The organism is Streptomyces sp. AM6-12, assembly GCF_044327085.1.
GTDB lineage: Bacteria > Actinomycetota > Actinomycetes > Streptomycetales > Streptomycetaceae > Streptomyces.
In genome coordinates, this window is record NZ_JBIQWN010000001.1 from 1,154,937 (window position 1) to 1,170,303 (window position 15,367).

The following is a 15,367-nucleotide window of genomic DNA, read 5'->3' on the forward strand; positions in this document are numbered from 1 at the left end:
GAGTGGCTGTGATCAACGCACCCGATCCGTGGCCTCGTCGGGGGCCGACTCGTCGGTGAGTCGGTTGTTGCGGTCGATCTCCGGCATGTGTGTCTCGGCCCAGACCCGCAGGGCGGAGAGCGGTTCTTCGAGGGACAGGCCGAGCCCGGTGAGCCGGTAGTGGACGGCGGGCGGCACGGTGGGTTCCACCCGGCGCGCGACCAGACCGTCGCGGACCAGGCTCCGCAGGGTGACGGACAGCATCTTCTGCGAGATGCCGGGGATACGACGCCGCAGTTCCGCGAAACGGAGTTCGTCCGGAGCCTCCTCGGCCAGCACCTTGACCGCCATGGACGTCCACTTGGTGCCGATACGGTCGAGCAACTGACGGGTCGGGCAGCGCGGATCCAGCAGATCGCCCCGCGCACCGGGCCGCCTACCGGGCTCGCCGCGCCTCGATGTGGTCACTTTGGGCTCACCACCTGAAGGGATAGTGCCGTCTTGGACGGACCAGAGTAGTTCCCTAACGTGACCTGGTCACCATCTCTCACCACACATCTGGAGCCTCTCCATGCCCGAACTGCGGCGCGTCCCCGTCAACGGTGTCGAACTGAATGTCGCGCTCGCCGGATCGGGCCCGGCCGTACTGCTGCTGCACGGTTTCCCGCACACCTGGGAGCTGTGGACGGACGTCATGGCCGACCTGTCCGGCCGCTACCGCGTCATCGCGCCGGACCTGCGCGGGTTCGGCGCGAGCAGCCCGGCCGCCGCCGGGTACGACGCGGGCACCCTGGCCGAGGACGCCACGGCGCTTCTCACCACGCTCGGTGTGTCCTCGGCCGCGGTGGCGGGCATCGACGCGGGTGCCGCGCCGGCCTTCCTCCTCGCCCTGCGCCGCCCCGGTCTCGTCCGGCGCCTGGTCCTCATGGAGTCCCTTCTGGGCAGGCTGCCCGGCGCCGGGGACTTCCTCACCGACGGGCCGCCGTGGTGGTTCGGCTTCCATGCCGCCGCGCCCGGCCTCGCCGAAACCGTGCTGGAGGGCCACGAGGCCGCCTACGTCGACTGGTTCCTGCGCGCCGGCACACTCGGCGACGGGGTGCGCCCCGCCCTCCGGGACGCCTTCGTCCGCGCGTACACCGGCCGCCCGGCGCTGAGCCGCGCGTTCTCGTACTACCGGGCGCTGCCCGAGAGCGCCGTACAGATCGAGCGGGCGGTCGCCACCGCCCGCCTGACGGTGCCGACGATGGCATTGGGCGCCCGGACCGTCGGTGCCGCGCTGGAACGCCAGCTCCGCCCGATCACCGACCGTCTCACCGGACACGTCATCGAAGACTGCGGCCACATCATCCCGCTGCACCGCCCGCGCGCCCTGCTCACGCTGCTGCACCCCTTCCTGGCCGGTGAGGACACGAAAGCAGCGTGAGCAGGGGCCGATTTTCGATGCGGGCCCCGGTTCGCCTCAGCGCTTGGGGATGCCGTACACCCGTGCGACGTGCAGCCGGACGACCAGCCGGCGGTCGCGGACCATCGCGGCGCGGTACTCGTCCCAGTCCGGGTGCTCGCCGAGCACCGCGCGGTAGAGCCGGATCAGCTCCTCCACGGTCTCGTCGTGGGGGTCCTGCGCGACCGGGGACAGCTCGGCCATGCCCTCCGCGACGGTGTACGCCCAGCGGTCGTCGCTGGTGACGTGGTAGGAGGCGCGGGGATCGCGGCGCAGATTGCGGGTCTTGGCGCGGTCGTCGGTGACGGAGATGCGGATGATCCGCTCGTCCGGGTCGTAGGCGTGGCTGACGTTGGACAGCTGGGGGCGGCCGTCGCGGCGGAGGGTGACGAGTACGCCGCCGTGTCCTTCGGAGAGCAGCGGGAGGAGCGCGTCCTGCGTGGAGTCCTGGGTCATGCAGGGGTCAACCGCGCGTGGTCCGGACCGCATTCCCCGGCCGTCCGCGGTCCGAGGGCGCTGGGCAGCGGCGGTAGACAGTGTCTACGGCGCCCAGGTAGACACTGTCTATGGCTGAGTCGGACAAGAGCCTGCGGGAGCGTCTCGTGGACGCGGGCGCGCAGTTGCTGGCCGCCGAGGGGGTACAGGCGCTGACCCTGCGGGAGATCGCCCGGCGCGCGGGCGTCTCGCACGGGGCGCCGCGCCGCCACTTCCCCACCCATCGGGAACTGCTGTCGGCCATCGCCCGGCGCGGCTTCGGCGAACTGGCCGGGCGGGTGGAGACGACGAGACCGAGACAGCACACCTGTTCGACCTGGCGCGTGCCGCCGCCGCGGCGAAGGCCGGCCAGGGCCGGGGGCGGCGCCGGGTGGCCGCCCGGCAGGCGCCCGTCCCCGTCCCGCCCGGCGTGCAGGCCCTGATGGACGCGCTGGTCGAGGCGCCCGCGGTGGTCCAGAACGGGCGGCTGGACATCCTCGGCGGCAACGCCCTGGGCCGCGCCCTGTACGCCCCGGTCTTCGAACGGGCCGGCGACGCGCCGCCCAACCTGGCCCGGTTCCTCTTCCTGGACGAGCGGGCCGGGGAGACGTTCCCCGAGCGGGAGGACGCGGCCGATGTCGCCGTCGCCCTCCTCCAGGTGGCGGCCGCGCGCTCGCCCTGTTCCAGGGCGGTCACCGGCCTCGTCGGCGAACTGGCCACCCGCAGCACGGAGTTCCGCACCCGGTGGGCCGCGCACGACATACGGGCCCACCGGCGCGGCAGCAAACGGTTCCGGCATCCCGCGGTCGGCGATCTCACGCTCGACTTCGAGGCCCTGGAGATCGCCGGCGGCGACGGACTCACCCTCTTCGGCTACACCGCGCTCCCGGACACCCCCGCCCGCGAGGCCCTGCGGCTGCTGGCGAGCTGGGCGGCGACGGAGCAGCGGGCGCCGGGCGCGCCAGGGGTGTCCGCCGCCGCCGAGCGGTAACGGCGGCTGTTACGACCGCGCCGCCGACCTGCTCCGGACCAGCGCGAACGCGGCGGTGGCCAGGCCCAGGACGCCGACCACCAGGCCGGCGACGCCGAGGTCGCGGGCGGTGGAGTCGCTCGCCTTCGCGGTGGTCGTACCGGCCGGCTTGGCCGGGGCGGCGGCGGGCGAGGCGTCGTCCGCGGTGAGCTTCAGCGCCGGGGCCGGGTTCTCCGGCTCGTCGTCGCCGGAGGCTGGCTGCTCGATCCACCGGACGACCTTGCCGTCCGAGTAGGTCTGGAGCGTCTTGAACACCAACTGGTCGGTGTCCTCAGGCAGTTCACCGAAGGCGACGTTGAAGTCCTCGTACTGCCCCGGTTCGATCCTGCCCCCGGTGAAGGTGATCTCGGAGGCGGCCTCGGCGATGGTGCCGTCGTCGGTCTTGACCGGCGTCTTCAGCTTGGTGGTGGTCACCTTGGCGGTCCAGCCGTCCTCCGGGTGGACCAGGACGCCGAGGACGGGGTGGTCGGTGGGCAGGAAGACCTGGACCTTGCTGGTGTAGGCGTGGTCTTCCTCGTTGGGCACGCGGAAGGTCAGCACACCGTCGGTGGCGCCCTTGGCGTAGCTCTCCGGGTGGACGGTGACGTGCGCGGACGCGGCACCGGCGGCGAGCAGGACCGAGGCGGCCGTAAGGGCGGTGACGGCGCCGGCGCGGCGCAGGGTGATGCGTGATGCGGACATGGTGAGTCGATCTCCGTACGGTGACGAGTGACAGGGTCAGGGTCAGAGCGGGTACGGGATCGGGGCGGGCGGTCCGCGCCGGGTGACCGCGTGCCGCAGCGGGGCCCGGCGGGACGGGGCGCCGGCGGACCGGTCGCGCGGGACCGGCTCGGCACAGGCGGGCAGCGGGGCGGGCCGCCAGCGGACGAGGAGGGCGGGGACCAGCGCGGCGGTGCGCCGCAGCAGCGTCCACAGCGCGGCCTCGCCCCGCCGTAGCCACCAGGAGGCGGCGAGGGCGGCGAGGAGGTGGGCGGCCGTGGCGTGGGCCATGGTGTGCGCGGCCGCCGCGTGCGCGGCCGTCCCGGACATACCGGCCGCACCATTCATGCCCGGCATGTCCGCCATGCGGGAGCCGGTGCGGGCGGAGGGGGTGCCGCTCCGGGCCGCGTCGAAGCCCAGGTGCAGCCCTGCCTGGGTGAGCAGCATCGCCGCGCCGATCCCCGGCCCCGACCGCTCCCGTCCGCCCAGCGCCCAGCCGAGCGCGAGGACCGCGAGGAAACCGGCCGCGTCGCAGCGGAGCGACGGCATCTCCCCCATGGCCAGCCCGTGGCCGACGGCGGCGAGCAGCACGCACACCGCGGCGAACACCGCGGCCCGCAGGCCTCTCACTACCGGGGATGCACTCACAGCGCCTGATCCTCCCACGGCGGGCAGGGGCGCGCGCGGTGCCCGTGGCATTCGGCCGAGACGGGTGGGGAGGCGGGTACGGCGGGGCGTGCGCCCGGCGCGGCTACGGCGGGACGCGTGCCGGGCGCGGCTACGGCCGGGCGCGTCGGCCGATGCCGCCGGGCGCCGATCAGCGGCCGGGCGCCCGGCGGTCGCGGTCAGGCGGCGCTGCGGCCCCGCTCCCGGTGCGCGCGCACGATCTCCGCGTACCGGTGGCCGCTGCCCTTGATGGTCCGGGTCTGGGTGGGATAGTCGACGTGGACCAGGCCGAAGCGCTTGTCGTAGCCGTACGCCCATTCGAAGTTGTCCAGCAGGGACCAGGCGAAGTACCCGGCCAGCGGGACGCCCCGGCGGGCGGCGGAGGCGCAGGCGGCGAGGTGGGCTTCGAGGTAGTCCTGGCGTTCGGGGTCGTGGACGGTGCCGTCGGGGCGGACCGTGTCGGGGAAGGCGGAGCCGTTCTCGGTCACGTACAGGGTGCGGGCGCCGTACTCCTCGGTGAGCCGGAGCAGCAGGGTCTCGATGCCGCCGGGGTCGATCTCCCAGTCCATGGCAGTGCGCGGCACGCCCTCGCGGCGGACAGCGCGGGCGTACGGCGCGGGGCCCTCGGGGTCGTCGGTGACATGGGCCGGGAAGTAGTAGTTCAGGCCCAGCCAGTCCAGCGGCGCCGCGATCGTCGCCAAATCACCCTCGCGCAGCGGCAGTTCGATGCCGTAGGTCTCCACCATGTCGGCCGGGAAGCCGCGGCCGTGCACGGGGTCGAGCCACCAGCGGTTGACATGGCCGTCGTGCCTGCGGGCGGCCGCGATGTCCTCGGGTCGGTCGGTGGCGGGGTGCACGGTGGAGAGGTTGTTGACGATGCCGATCCGGGCGCCCGGGACGGCGGCGCGCACGGCCTCGGTGGCGAGACCGTGGCCGAGGAGCAGATGGCAGGAGGCGCGGACCGCGGCGGTCAGGTCGGTCCAGCCGGGGGCCATCGTGCCCTCGTAGTGGCCGATCCAGGCCGAGCAGGACGGCTCGTTGAGGGTCGTCCAGAGCTTGACGCGGTCGCCGAGGCGCCGGGCCACGGCGTCGGCGTACGCGGCGAACGCGTGGGCGGTGTCCCGCTCCGGCCAGCCGCCGCGGTCCTGGAGCGTCTGCGGCAGGTCCCAGTGGTAGAGGGTGACGCAGGGGGTGATGCCCGCCGCGAGCAGGTCGTCCACCAGCGCGTCGTAGAAGGCGAGGCCCCTGGGGTTCACCTCGCCGGTGCCGCCGGGGACGACGCGCGGCCAGGCGACGGAGAGGCGGTAGGCGTTGAGGCCGAGGCGGCGCATAAGGGCGATGTCCTCGCCCCGGCGGTGGTAGTGGTCGCAGGCGACATCGCCGTTGTCGCCGCCCGCGGTCTTCCCCGGCGTGTGGGAGAAGGTGTCCCAGATGGAGGGTGTCCGGCCGTCCTCGGCGACGGCTCCCTCGATCTGGTACGCCGAGGTGGCCGTGCCCCACAGGAAGCCGTCCGGGAGTGCGGCGAGGTCGATGCGTTCGGACACGGAAGTCCCTTCGGAATACGGGGTGTTACCGGTCATTTGACGGCCCCCGCCGTCAGCCCGGCCACGAGGTAGCGCTGGAGCAGCAGGAAGCCGGCCACCACGGGCACGCTGACGACCAGCGAGGCGGCCATGATCTGGTTCCAGTAGACGTCGTTGAGCGTGGAATAGCCCTGGAGGCCGACGGCGAGGGTGCGGGTGGTGTCGTTCGTCATCACCGACGCGAACAGCACCTCGCCCCACGCGGTCATGAACGCGTACACGGCGACGGCCACGATGCCGGGGATCGCCGCCGGTACGACGATCCGGAACAGCGCGCCGAGCGGACCGCAGCCGTCGACCAGTGCCGCCTCGTCCAGGTCGCGCGGCACCGAGTCGAGGTATCCGATGAGCATCCAGATGGAGAACGGCAGGGAGAAGGTGAGGTAGGTGAGGATCAGGCCGCCGCGGGAGCCGAACAGGGCGATGCCGGTGGCGTTGCCGATGTTGACGTAGAGGAGGAACAGCGGGAGCAGGAAGAGGATGCCGGGGAACATCTGCGTGGACAGCACGGTGACGGTGAAGACGCGCTTGCCCCGGAAGTCGTAGCGGCTGACCGCGTAGGCGGAGAACACCGCGACGACGACGGACAGTACGGTCGCGGAGCCCGCCACGATCAGGGAGTTCACGAAGTAGCGGGCGAGCGGCACCGTGGACCACATGTCGATGTACGGGCGGATCGTCAGCCCGCTCGGCAGCCAGCGGAACTTCCCGGAGACGTCCGCGAGCGGTTTCAGCGAGCTGGACACCATCACGTACACCGGGAGCAGGACGAAGCCGGTGAGCAGGGTGAGGAAGACGCGCCGGGTCCACAGGAACGAACGCGGCGGCGCCAGCGGTGAGTTACGCATCGGTGGTCCTCCGTCCCCGCGAGGTCGCCAGCAGATAGGCGCCCGTCACCACGAGCAGGAAGACCAGCAGCAGGACGGACATGGCGGAGCCGGTGCCGAAGTTCCAGGTCACGAACGAGGCTTGGTAGATGTGCACGGAGACGAGGTCGGCGGCGGCGGGGGCGGACTTGCCGAACAGCACGTAGGGCGTGTTGAAGTCGTTGAACGTCCACAGGAACAGCACCAGGACCAGTACCTGGTTGACCGGGCGCAGGGAGGGCAGCGTGATGCGGCGGATCCGCTGCCACGTCCCGGCGCCGTCCAGCGCGGCCGCCTCGTACAACTCCCCCGGAATGTTCTGGAGTCCGGCCGTCACCACGAGGAAGGCGAACGGCCAGCCCTTCCACACCGACACGGTCAGCAGGGCGTAGAAGCTGTTGTCGCCGATGAGCCAGAAGGCGGCCCTGGCACCGATGTGCAGCTGGTCGTGCAGGACGTGGTTCACCAGGCCGTTGTCGTGCTGGAACATGAACACCCAGGTGATGACGGCCGCGTAGACGGGCAGCGCGTACGGCACCAGGAACAGGGCGCGCAGCAGGCCCCGGCCGCGGAAGCCGTCCTGGAGGAAGAGGGCCGCGGCGGTGCCGATCAGCCAGCACAGGGCGACGGACAGCAGGGTGAAGCCGACGGTGACGAGGAAGGAGTGCAGCAGGGCCTCGCCGACGGGGGCGTGGAAGTCCACCGACAGGCGGTAGTTGCCCATGCCCGACCAGGGGGCGGTGCCCCAGTCGCGGATGTAGAACTGGGTGAGTTCCTTGAAGCTCATCACGATGCCGATGCCCATCGGCACCAGATGGACGAGGAGTTCGAGGACGAAGGCGGGCAGGAGCAGCAGGTACGGCAGCCCGGCGCGGCGCAACCTCCCGGTACGGCGGCGGGCCGGGGCCGCCGCCGTACCGGGAGGCGACTTCGCCACCGACTCCTCAAGGGTGTGGGTGGTCATGGCCGTCACGCCGCCGGCATCTGCTGCTGGGCCTTTAGGAGCGCGGCCCTGACCGATGCGGTGGTCACGGCGCGCCCGGCGGCGGCGTCGGCGAACAGGTCCTTGACGGCGGTGCCGACCGTCGTCTCGAACTGCGATTCGTCGGGCACCTGCGGCAGGGCGGCGGCGCTGGTGGCGAGGGTGTTCTTCAGCACCGTGTTGGCGGTGGTGTTGAACGCGGGATCGTCCTGCGCGCTGGTGACCGGCGGGATGGAGCTGTAGGCCTTGTTGAGGATCTTCTGCTCGGCGTCGGAGGTCATGAACTTCACGAACCGCGTCGCCCCGTCGAGGTTGTGGGTGTTGCGGAAGACCGCGATGTTGATACCGGCGGCCATCGAGTCGATCTGGGTGCCGGGGGCGCCGGAGCGCACCGGCACGGGCGCGACGCCGTACTGGCTGTCCTTCATGCCCTGGGAGGCGAGGTTGGCGGAGGCCGACTGCCACAGCAGCATGGCCTGCCGGCCCTTGGCGAAGTCGCTGACGGACTGGTTCTGCGCGTATTCCGCGTCCCCGGCGGGGATGATCTGGTCCTTGGCCATCAGATCGACATAGCTCTGGACGGCGTCGACCACCTTGGGGTCGGTGAAGTCCGGCTTGCCGTCGGCGGTGAAGAAGTCGGCGCCGCGCTGCTTGGCGAAGACGAAGACGTGGTGGATGTTCTCCGACACGTTGGAGCCCTCGGCGCCCAGCGGGGAGATGCCCTTCGCCTTGATCTTCTTGCCGTCGGCGATCAACTGGTCCCAGGTGGCAGGTGGTTGGGAGATGCCGGCGTCGGCGAAGATCTTCTTGTTGTAGTAGAGCGCGTACGCCAGCGCGTACAGGGGTACGGCGGCCGGGTCCTTGCCCTTGACGCCGGTCGAGGCGAGCGCGGACGGCAGGAAGCGGCTCTTGCCGCCGATCTTGTCGAAGTTCTTGGCGTCCCAGGGCAGCAGCGCGCCGCTCGCCTGGAGGGAGGCGCTCCAGGAGTTGCCGATGTTCAGCACGTCCGGGCCCTGGCCCGAGGTGGTCGCGGTCAGGATGCGGTTGAGCAGGTCGGGCCAGGGCACGACCTCCAGCTTCACCTTGATGCCCGTCTGCTTCTGGAACTTGTCGAGTTCGGGCTGGAGGACCTGCTTGTCGACGGCGACGCTGGCGCCCTGGTTGGAGGCCCAGTAAGTCAGCTTCTTCGGCGCGTCGTTGGACCCGCCCCCCGTGGACGAACCGCCTCCGCAGGCTGTCGCCGTGAGGGCGAGAGAGAGGGTGACGGCACCGACGGCCGCGGCTCGGATGCTGCGCATGTCTCCAGGTGTCCCTTCCCGGCGTCGAGAACCTTCGGGATCGCGCCCCGGTACCGGCCGGTCCGGCCGGTACCCTCCGAAGACCCTCACGTCTTAATTTAGGACGTGAGTTAATCGGCGCGGACGCGCCCCGTCAAGGGATGCGGCAGAGGTTCCTCGCGTTCTTCGCACCCTCGGCTCCTGCGGGAATGGGGGCGGGTCAGAGGCCGGGAGGGGTGCGCGGGAGGGCGCCGGAGAGGGTCAGGGGCCGGGCGGGGTGCGCGGGAGGACGCCGGAGAGAGCCAGAGGACCGGGCCGCATGCGCGGAAGGGCACCGGCGAAGGTCAGAGGACCGGGCCGGACGCACGGGAGGACACCGGAGAAGGCCAGACGCCAGGCAGGGCGCGGAGGTCACTGGAGAGGGTCAGGGCCAGGCGGGATGCACGGGAGGGCGCCGGAGAGGGTCAGGGCGACGAGGCGCGCGGCGAATTCCTCGTCGAGCGGGGCGCCGCTGACGAGGGCGCGGGTGAACAGGGCGCCGCTGATGGCCTCGATGACGAGAGCGGGGTCCGTGTCCGGCGCGAGTTCGCCGCGTTCGACGCCCCGGCGGACCATGACGGCGCCGCGTTCGAGGCGCTCGGTCCAGTAGGGCAGCCGGCGGTCCGGCAGGGTGTCGTCGCGTTCGACGCTCAGCCGGAGCAGCGCCTCGCCCTGTGCCGTGGCGAGCAACCGGGCCAGCGTGCCGAAGTAGGCGGTGAGGTCGTCGCGGACGCGTCCGGTGTCCGGCACCGGCATCGTCGCGTCGAGTTGTTCGGTCAGCGCTTCCAGGATCAGGTTCTCGCGGGTCCCCCAGCGCCGGTAGACGGAGGTCTCGTGCACGCCGGCGGCGCGGGCGACGGCACCGACGGTGGTACCGGCGAGCCCGTACGCGGTCAGGACGTCCACGGTGGCGGCGAGCACGGCGGAGCGCATCCGGGCCCCGCGGCGGCGCAGAGGCGGTGCGTTCCGGTCGGACGAGGGCATGCCCCACCTTAACGCAAGGCCACTTGCTTTACCCCTCAGGCGGGCGTAGGTTCATCGCAAGGCGACTTGCGTTAAGGGGCTCGCGGTCCACGGGGTCGCCGCCGCGCCAAGGAGGCCATGTCATGGAGCAGATGCTCGCCGCCCGGCTGCACATCCCCAGCCGCACCCTGCGGATCCAGGAGGTGGCGAGGCCGGAACCCGGTCCCGGCCAGGTCCTGGTGAAGGTGGAGGCCGCGGGCGTCTGCCTGTCGGACGTCCATCTGATCGACGGCACCCTCACCCCGCTGCTGCTGCGCGGCGACACGGTCACCCTGGGCCACGAGGTGTCCGGCACCATCGCGGAGACCGGCCCCGGCGTCACCCGCTGGACGCCGGGTCAGCGGGTGGTGCTGTACGCAGGCGAGATCCGCGACGGCGTGACGTACACCCGCGGCGTGGACTACGACGGCGGCTGGGCCGAGTACGCGCTCTCCGCCGAGCACACGCTGACCGAGCTGCCCGCGGGCATCCCCTTCGACCAGGGCGCGATCATCCCGGACGCGGTCTCCACGCCGTGGGGCGCGATCACCGTCACGGGCGCCGTGCGGCCCGCCGAGGCGGTCGGCGTCTGGGGCGTGGGCGGACTCGGCGTGCACGCCGTCCAGTTGCTGCGGGCGATCGGCGCCTGCCCCGTCATCGCGGTCGACCCCAACCCCACCGCCCGTGAGCGCGCCCTCGACCGGGGCGCGGACCTGGCACTGGACTCCGCCGATCCGGCGCTGCGCGAGCGGATCCGCGAGGCGACCGGCGGTGCCGGGCTCGCCGCCGCCTTCGACTTCGCCGGCGTCCCGGCCGTCCGCGCACAGGCGCTGTCGGCGCTCGCGCCCAGGGGCCGGCTGGTCCTGGTGGGCCTGACCGACCAACCGCTGACCGTGGCCGACGGCACCCGCTTCAGCTACCTCCAGCAGCAGATCCTCGGCCACTACGGCTCCGACATGCCGGTCGCGCTGCCGCAGCTGCTCTCCCTGGTCCGTGGCGGCCGGCTGGACTTCTCCGCCTCCATCAGCGGCGAACTGCCGCTGGCGCGGGCCGCGGAGGCGGTGGAGCGGCTGGAGAAGAAGACCGGCGACCCGATCCGGCTGATCCTGCGTCCCTGACCGGACGCCCGGAAGGACGCGCGGTGGCGGGATCACCCTGGCAGGGGGACCCCGCCACCGCTTTCACGTACCGCACCGCTTCTTCACACACCGCCGCCAACTCGACCTATGGACGCGGGATTTCACGTCCCCGGCACCGACCGCGCCGACTCCCACACCGTGTGGAACGCCAGCCGCAGGCACGCCGCCAGGGCCGGGTGTTCGATGAACAGGGTCGTCGTGGTCCCCGCCCCCGCCACCGGGTCCGGCATGTCGCACAGGACGAGGGAGGCGTCGGCGACGACGAGTTTGAGGGGCAGGTCGGGGGCGAAGCGGGCCTCCTCCCCCTCGGCGGCGAAGCGCCGGACGTGCGCCACCGTCTCGGGGTCGGCCAGGGCCTCGGAGAGGTAGATCGCGCGGATCGTGCCGCCGCCCCGGCGCAGGCGGCGCACGGCGGTGATGCCCGCCGCGTTCTCCGCCGGTGCGACGAAGGGGGGTTTGCAAAAGGTGAGGAGTTCGTGACGAGCCTGGGACTGAATGTCGGCGAAACGTTCACCGATGGCCCTCGGGTCGCGCAGGATCTCGATGTAGTCCAGCGGGTCCGTGTGCCGCCGGCCCTGGCCCACAGCGGGCCGAGCAGACCGGCGAGTTCACGGGAGGCGCGTTCCAGCCGCTCGACGGTCTCCCGCTGGGCGGACATCAGCCGGGCGAGGGCCGCTTCGGGGGCTCCGCGGAGTACGTCGTCACACGTCCGGGGCGTGCGGTGGCCAACTGCCGCCGCACCAGGGCGTCCAGGACGTCGTACACGCGCTGGCGCGGAACGTCCGCCTCGCGGGCCACCTCGGCGGCCGTATAGGAGCCGCGCCTGAGCAGCGACAGATAGATCCGCGCCTCGTAGCGGGCGAGTCCGAGGGACATCAGGCGGTTGACGGTGGTGTCGTCCAGCTCCATGAACGCAGAAGATATCGGCCAACCCGGAAGCTCGGGCCAAGGTTTTGCCAACTCCCCTTGTTTTCAACGGCAAACAGTCAATAACCTCAACCCCAGCCACCACTGACCGGGGTGGCACATCCATCCACATGCCCGGAAGCAGACTCCGACCGGCCACCCCCAACGCGATTTGTCATGCCTATGACATGCCCGCAGGCCGTCGTACCGGAGTCGACCATCCCCCCACGGAGGGCAGTTTTTTGCATTCCCACCGCAGAAGGAACCGCATACGCCGCAGCGCTCCCGCACTGCTGGGCGCGGCGGCTCTGATCACCGGCGGCGTGGCCGTCGCCACTCAGACCTCGGCCTTCGCCACCACCCCCGCCGCCCACGCGGCGACCACCTCCGCGGCCGCGCCGGTGCACACCCACCGGCTGTGTTCGCAGCCGAGCAAGCCCGGTTACATGGCCTGCCAGTCGGTCGAGCGCACCGACATCGTCCAGCACAAGTCCCTCGGTCCGCACGACACCCCGCAGGGCTTCGGGCCGTCCGACCTGGCAGCCGCGTACAACCTCCCCAAGGACGGCGGCAAGGGCCAGACGGTCGCGATCGTCGACGCCAACGACGACCCGAACGCCGAGAAGGACCTGGCGGCCTACCGCTCCCAGTACAACCTGCCCGAGTGCTCCACGGCGAACGGCTGCTTCAAGAAGATCGACCAGGACGGCGGCAGCAACTACCCCGCGCCGGACGCGGGTTGGGCCGGGGAGATCTCCCTCGACGTCGACATGGTCAGCGCGGCCTGCCCGCAGTGCAAGATCCTGCTGGTCGAGGCCAAGTCGGCGAACATGGACGACCTGGGCGCGGCCGTGAACCAGGCCGTCAAGCAGGGCGCCAAGTTCGTGTCCAACAGCTACGGCGGCAGCGAGGGGTCCGACGACACCTCCGCGGACGACCAGTACTTCAAGCACCCCGGCGTCGCCATCACCGTCAGTTCCGGTGACAGCGGCTACGGCGTCGAGTACCCGGCGGCCTCGCCGTACGTGACGGCGGTCGGCGGCACCTCGCTGAAGAAGGACAGCAGCACCCGCGGCTACTCCGAGACCGTCTGGGGCAGCTCGTCCGGCGGCGACGGCGCGGGCTCGGGCTGCTCGCAGTACGAGGCCAAGCCGTCCTGGCAGAAGGACACCGACTGCGCCAAGCGCGCGGTGGCCGACGTCGCGTCCGTGGCCGACCCGGCCACCGGTCTCGCCGTCTACGACACCTACCAGGCCAGCGGCTGGAACGTGTACGGCGGCACCAGCGCCGCCGCGCCGTTCATCGCCGGTGTCTACGCCCTCGCGGGCGCTCCGGGCTCGGGTGACACCCCGGCGTCGTACCCCTACTCCCACCCGGACCAGCTGAACGATGTGACCAGCGGTGCGAACGGGTCCTGCGACGTGGCCTACCTGTGCCAGGCGGGCAAGGGCTACGACGGCCCGACGGGCCTCGGCACCCCGAACGGGACCGGTGCCTTCACCAAGTAGTCCGGGATTGATCCGGACCGGGTGAGCGCCGCACGCCGGTCCGTCCGACCCCCCGCCGCGGGCCGGACGGACCGGCGTCGCGCGTGCCCGCCAACTCTCGCTGTTGCCTGGCGAGTTCATCCGTGCCGTCGGTTACGCTCAGCCGCATGACTGCGGACGACATCCCCCCGCTCGCCCTCGCCTTCCCCGGCCCGGAGCGCGACAGCGGGGTCGAGGCCATCATCAGCGGCCGCAAGACGGCCATGACGGCGCTGGCCGAGATCCTGGAGAAGGCCGGCGAGCCCCTGCCCCGGGCGGGCCAGCGGTACGCGGTGCTCGACTCGGACGACCGCCCGGCCGTCGTGATCGAGCTGACCGAGGTCCGGGTGATCCCCTTCCGTGAAGTGGACGACCGGTACGCGCTGGACGAGGGCCGCGGCTACGCCGACGCGCGAGAGTGGGCCGCCGCCCACCGGGACTTCTTCACCGGCGAGCAGATGACCGAACTGCTCGGCTACACGCCCGCCGTGGACGACGACGCCCTGATCGTGGCCGAACGCTTCCGCGTGGTCGGCGCGGAGGACTAACCGAGGAGCAGCGAAGGGACCCCGCCGTACACGGCTCGTGCATCATTCGGCGGCGGTGGAGGCCGAGTTGACACCGGCGGCCGTTCGGGCAGCGGCCCTGCCCGCTTGTTGCCCCAGGTAGGCATCGGATGGCCCGGCGGACAACGGACGGCCGGGTAGGCATCGGACGGCCGGGCGGACCTCGGGCGTAGGCCGCGGACAGCGGGCGGGGGACAGAGGGCGGTTCGAGAGCGCGCCGCCCTCCCCCTACGATCAACCCATGCGAGGGTGGACGAAAAGCCTGGTGGCCGCCGGTGTCCGGGAGCCGGGGCTGCGCGCGGACTACGACCGACAGCGGGCATCGGTACGACGCTTCCGGCGCACGGCATATCTCGCGGCCAGGCTGCTGCTGCCCCGCCCGCTGCTGCCGCACGTGGTGGCGGCGACCGCCCTGATGCACCACGGCGACAACCTCCTGGACACCGGCCCCCTGCCACAGCGCGAGGCGGCATGGGCCACCTGGGAACGCCAGGTGCGCGACGCCCTGCGCACGGGTACGAGCGACAGCCCGCTCCTGCGCACGCTCGTCCACACCGCGTCCGCCCACCCACGCCTGGGCCCCCTCGTGGAGACCTACCTGGCGACCGCCACCGCAGAACTGCGCTTCACGGGCTTCGCCACCGAGGCCGACTACCAGGCATACGTGGACGCCTACTCGTACCCCGCCTTCATGCTCGTCGCGGGACTGCTCGCACCGGAGGGCGACGACCTGCCGTACCGCGCCGCCTGCCGCACCTTCATCGAGGGCAGTCAGCGGCTCGACTTCGTCAACGACCTCGCCGAGGACCTCCGGGAGGGCCGCGTGGGCATCCCGGCCGAGGCGATGGCTCGTTCCGGGGTCACCATGGGCGACCTGAGGGCCGGCACCGGAGGCGCACCCCTGTCAGATCTGATCGCCGATCAGATAGCTGTGGCACAAGCCGCGTTGTCGGCCGCGAGCACCCTCCCTGCCCTGGCCTGTCCCGACGGCCGGCGCCTCGCGGGCGCGTTGGTGCAGATCGAACTCCTCACGGCAGAAGCCGTACTCACACGCGGCACCGCAATCCTCCACGGCTCCACGAACCCACCCCTGCCCAAGACCCTGCGCGTCCTCACCCGCAGATACTGACCGCCGCACCCTCTACTCCGGTTGGAGTACAGGTGCGGGTTCGTCATCAACGGCTTCGACTCG

General features: G+C 71.9%; 17 protein-coding genes and 1 pseudogene. 7 read left to right on the forward strand and 11 right to left on the reverse strand.

The annotated features are described in order from the left end of the window. Positions 1-12: 12 nt before the first annotated feature. A complete protein-coding gene (locus ACE4Q9_RS05175) occupies positions 13-447 on the reverse strand; it encodes a winged helix-turn-helix transcriptional regulator (protein WP_397983031.1) in 435 nt (144 codons plus the stop codon). Positions 448-550: 103 nt separating this feature from the next. On the opposite strand from ACE4Q9_RS05175, the gene ACE4Q9_RS05180 reads away from it, so the two are divergent. Continuing rightward, on the forward strand, positions 551-1,402 hold the full coding sequence (locus ACE4Q9_RS05180; protein ID WP_397983032.1) for an alpha/beta fold hydrolase: 852 nt from the start codon (positions 551-553) through the stop codon (positions 1,400-1,402). 36 nt (positions 1,403-1,438) lie between these two features. On the opposite strand, the gene ACE4Q9_RS05185 is transcribed toward ACE4Q9_RS05180, so the two are convergent. Continuing rightward, a complete protein-coding gene (locus tag ACE4Q9_RS05185; RefSeq protein ID WP_397983033.1) occupies positions 1,439-1,876 on the reverse strand; it encodes a PPOX class F420-dependent oxidoreductase in 438 nt (145 codons plus the stop codon). Between the two features lie 110 nt (positions 1,877-1,986). Between ACE4Q9_RS05185 and ACE4Q9_RS05190 the strand changes: the two are divergent. Beyond that, positions 1,987-2,202: pseudogene (locus ACE4Q9_RS05190) on the forward strand (TetR/AcrR family transcriptional regulator); the annotation flags it as partial. A gap of 83 nt (positions 2,203-2,285) precedes the next feature. Then, positions 2,286-2,885, forward strand: a complete 600-nt coding sequence (locus ACE4Q9_RS05195; RefSeq protein WP_397983034.1) for a hypothetical protein — start codon at positions 2,286-2,288, stop codon at positions 2,883-2,885. Between the two features lie 9 nt (positions 2,886-2,894). On the opposite strand, the gene ACE4Q9_RS05200 is transcribed toward ACE4Q9_RS05195, so the two are convergent. The 7 genes from ACE4Q9_RS05200 to ACE4Q9_RS05230 all read right to left on the reverse strand — a co-directional run bounded on the left by ACE4Q9_RS05200 (position 2,895) and on the right by ACE4Q9_RS05230 (position 10,020). After that, on the reverse strand, positions 2,895-3,605 hold the full coding sequence (locus ACE4Q9_RS05200; protein WP_397983035.1) for a YcnI family protein: 711 nt from the start codon (positions 3,603-3,605) through the stop codon (positions 2,895-2,897). 42 nt (positions 3,606-3,647) lie between these two features. Further along, positions 3,648-4,271: a hypothetical protein gene (locus ACE4Q9_RS05205; protein WP_397983036.1), complete on the reverse strand. Its 624-nt coding sequence runs from the start codon at positions 4,269-4,271 to the stop codon at positions 3,648-3,650. A 197-nt stretch (positions 4,272-4,468) separates the two neighbouring features. Continuing rightward, the gene (locus ACE4Q9_RS05210; protein WP_397983037.1) at positions 4,469-5,869 is read right to left on the reverse strand and encodes a GH1 family beta-glucosidase; all 1,401 of its coding nucleotides are present in this window, start codon (positions 5,867-5,869) and stop codon (positions 4,469-4,471) included. Further along, positions 5,866-6,705 (reverse strand): carbohydrate ABC transporter permease, encoded by an 840-nt coding sequence (locus ACE4Q9_RS05215; RefSeq protein WP_397987126.1) that lies wholly within the window; start codon positions 6,703-6,705, stop codon positions 5,866-5,868. Before ACE4Q9_RS05215 ends, ACE4Q9_RS05210 begins: the two co-directional genes overlap by 4 nt. A gap of 7 nt (positions 6,706-6,712) precedes the next feature. Continuing rightward, positions 6,713-7,702 (reverse strand): carbohydrate ABC transporter permease, encoded by a 990-nt coding sequence (locus ACE4Q9_RS05220; protein WP_397983038.1) that lies wholly within the window; start codon positions 7,700-7,702, stop codon positions 6,713-6,715. Positions 7,703-7,707: 5 nt separating this feature from the next. Continuing rightward, positions 7,708-9,018 carry an ABC transporter substrate-binding protein gene (locus tag ACE4Q9_RS05225; RefSeq protein WP_397983039.1) on the reverse strand — a complete coding sequence of 437 codons (1,311 nt, stop codon included), beginning with the start codon at positions 9,016-9,018 and terminating at the stop codon, positions 7,708-7,710. A gap of 390 nt (positions 9,019-9,408) precedes the next feature. Next, positions 9,409-10,020, reverse strand: a complete 612-nt coding sequence (locus ACE4Q9_RS05230) for a TetR/AcrR family transcriptional regulator (RefSeq protein WP_397983040.1) — start codon at positions 10,018-10,020, stop codon at positions 9,409-9,411. A gap of 122 nt (positions 10,021-10,142) precedes the next feature. Between ACE4Q9_RS05230 and ACE4Q9_RS05235 the strand changes: the two genes are divergently transcribed. Continuing rightward, complete coding sequence (locus ACE4Q9_RS05235) at positions 10,143-11,156, forward strand: zinc-binding dehydrogenase (RefSeq protein ID WP_397983041.1); 1,014 nt, start codon at positions 10,143-10,145, stop codon at positions 11,154-11,156. Between the two features lie 122 nt (positions 11,157-11,278). Here the strand turns inward: ACE4Q9_RS05235 and ACE4Q9_RS05240 are convergent, their stop codons facing one another. Further along, positions 11,279-11,761 carry a hypothetical protein gene (locus tag ACE4Q9_RS05240; RefSeq protein ID WP_397983042.1) on the reverse strand — a complete coding sequence of 161 codons (483 nt, stop codon included), beginning with the start codon at positions 11,759-11,761 and terminating at the stop codon, positions 11,279-11,281. 73 nt (positions 11,762-11,834) lie between these two features. Beyond that, the gene (locus ACE4Q9_RS05245; protein ID WP_397983043.1) at positions 11,835-12,086 is read right to left on the reverse strand and encodes a TrmB family transcriptional regulator; all 252 of its coding nucleotides are present in this window, start codon (positions 12,084-12,086) and stop codon (positions 11,835-11,837) included. Positions 12,087-12,406: 320 nt separating this feature from the next. Here ACE4Q9_RS05245 and ACE4Q9_RS05250 point away from each other — a divergent pair, with 320 nt between their 5' ends. From ACE4Q9_RS05250 to ACE4Q9_RS05260, 3 genes are all read left to right on the forward strand, one after another. Then, positions 12,407-13,591, forward strand: a complete 1,185-nt coding sequence (locus tag ACE4Q9_RS05250; protein WP_397983044.1) for a S8 family serine peptidase — start codon at positions 12,407-12,409, stop codon at positions 13,589-13,591. 146 nt (positions 13,592-13,737) lie between these two features. Continuing rightward, positions 13,738-14,157: an ASCH domain-containing protein gene (locus tag ACE4Q9_RS05255; RefSeq protein WP_397983045.1), complete on the forward strand. Its 420-nt coding sequence runs from the start codon at positions 13,738-13,740 to the stop codon at positions 14,155-14,157. Between the two features lie 259 nt (positions 14,158-14,416). Beyond that, a complete protein-coding gene (locus ACE4Q9_RS05260) occupies positions 14,417-15,304 on the forward strand; it encodes a squalene/phytoene synthase family protein (protein WP_397983046.1) in 888 nt (295 codons plus the stop codon). The last annotated feature ends 63 nt before the right edge of the window (positions 15,305-15,367 follow it).

Excerpts from the sequence above, each read along its gene's own strand:
- ACE4Q9_RS05180 (WP_397983032.1), top strand. The coding sequence starts at position 551 with ATGCCCGAACTGCGGCGCGTCCCCGTCAACGGTGTCGAACTGAATGTC.
- ACE4Q9_RS05185 (WP_397983033.1), bottom strand. The coding sequence starts at position 1,876 with ATGACCCAGGACTCCACGCAGGACGCGCTCCTCCCGCTGCTCTCCGAA.
- ACE4Q9_RS05200 (WP_397983035.1), bottom strand. The coding sequence starts at position 3,605 with ATGTCCGCATCACGCATCACCCTGCGCCGCGCCGGCGCCGTCACCGCC.
- ACE4Q9_RS05210 (WP_397983037.1), bottom strand. The coding sequence starts at position 5,869 with ATGACCGGTAACACCCCGTATTCCGAAGGGACTTCCGTGTCCGAACGC.
- ACE4Q9_RS05220 (WP_397983038.1), bottom strand. The coding sequence starts at position 7,702 with ATGACCACCCACACCCTTGAGGAGTCGGTGGCGAAGTCGCCTCCCGGT.
- ACE4Q9_RS05225 (WP_397983039.1), bottom strand. The coding sequence starts at position 9,018 with ATGCGCAGCATCCGAGCCGCGGCCGTCGGTGCCGTCACCCTCTCTCTC.
- ACE4Q9_RS05230 (WP_397983040.1), bottom strand. The coding sequence starts at position 10,020 with ATGCCCTCGTCCGACCGGAACGCACCGCCTCTGCGCCGCCGCGGGGCC.
- ACE4Q9_RS05235 (WP_397983041.1), top strand. The coding sequence starts at position 10,143 with ATGGAGCAGATGCTCGCCGCCCGGCTGCACATCCCCAGCCGCACCCTG.
- ACE4Q9_RS05245 (WP_397983043.1), bottom strand. The coding sequence starts at position 12,086 with ATGGAGCTGGACGACACCACCGTCAACCGCCTGATGTCCCTCGGACTC.
- ACE4Q9_RS05255 (WP_397983045.1), top strand. The coding sequence starts at position 13,738 with ATGACTGCGGACGACATCCCCCCGCTCGCCCTCGCCTTCCCCGGCCCG.
- ACE4Q9_RS05260 (WP_397983046.1), top strand. The coding sequence starts at position 14,417 with ATGCGAGGGTGGACGAAAAGCCTGGTGGCCGCCGGTGTCCGGGAGCCG.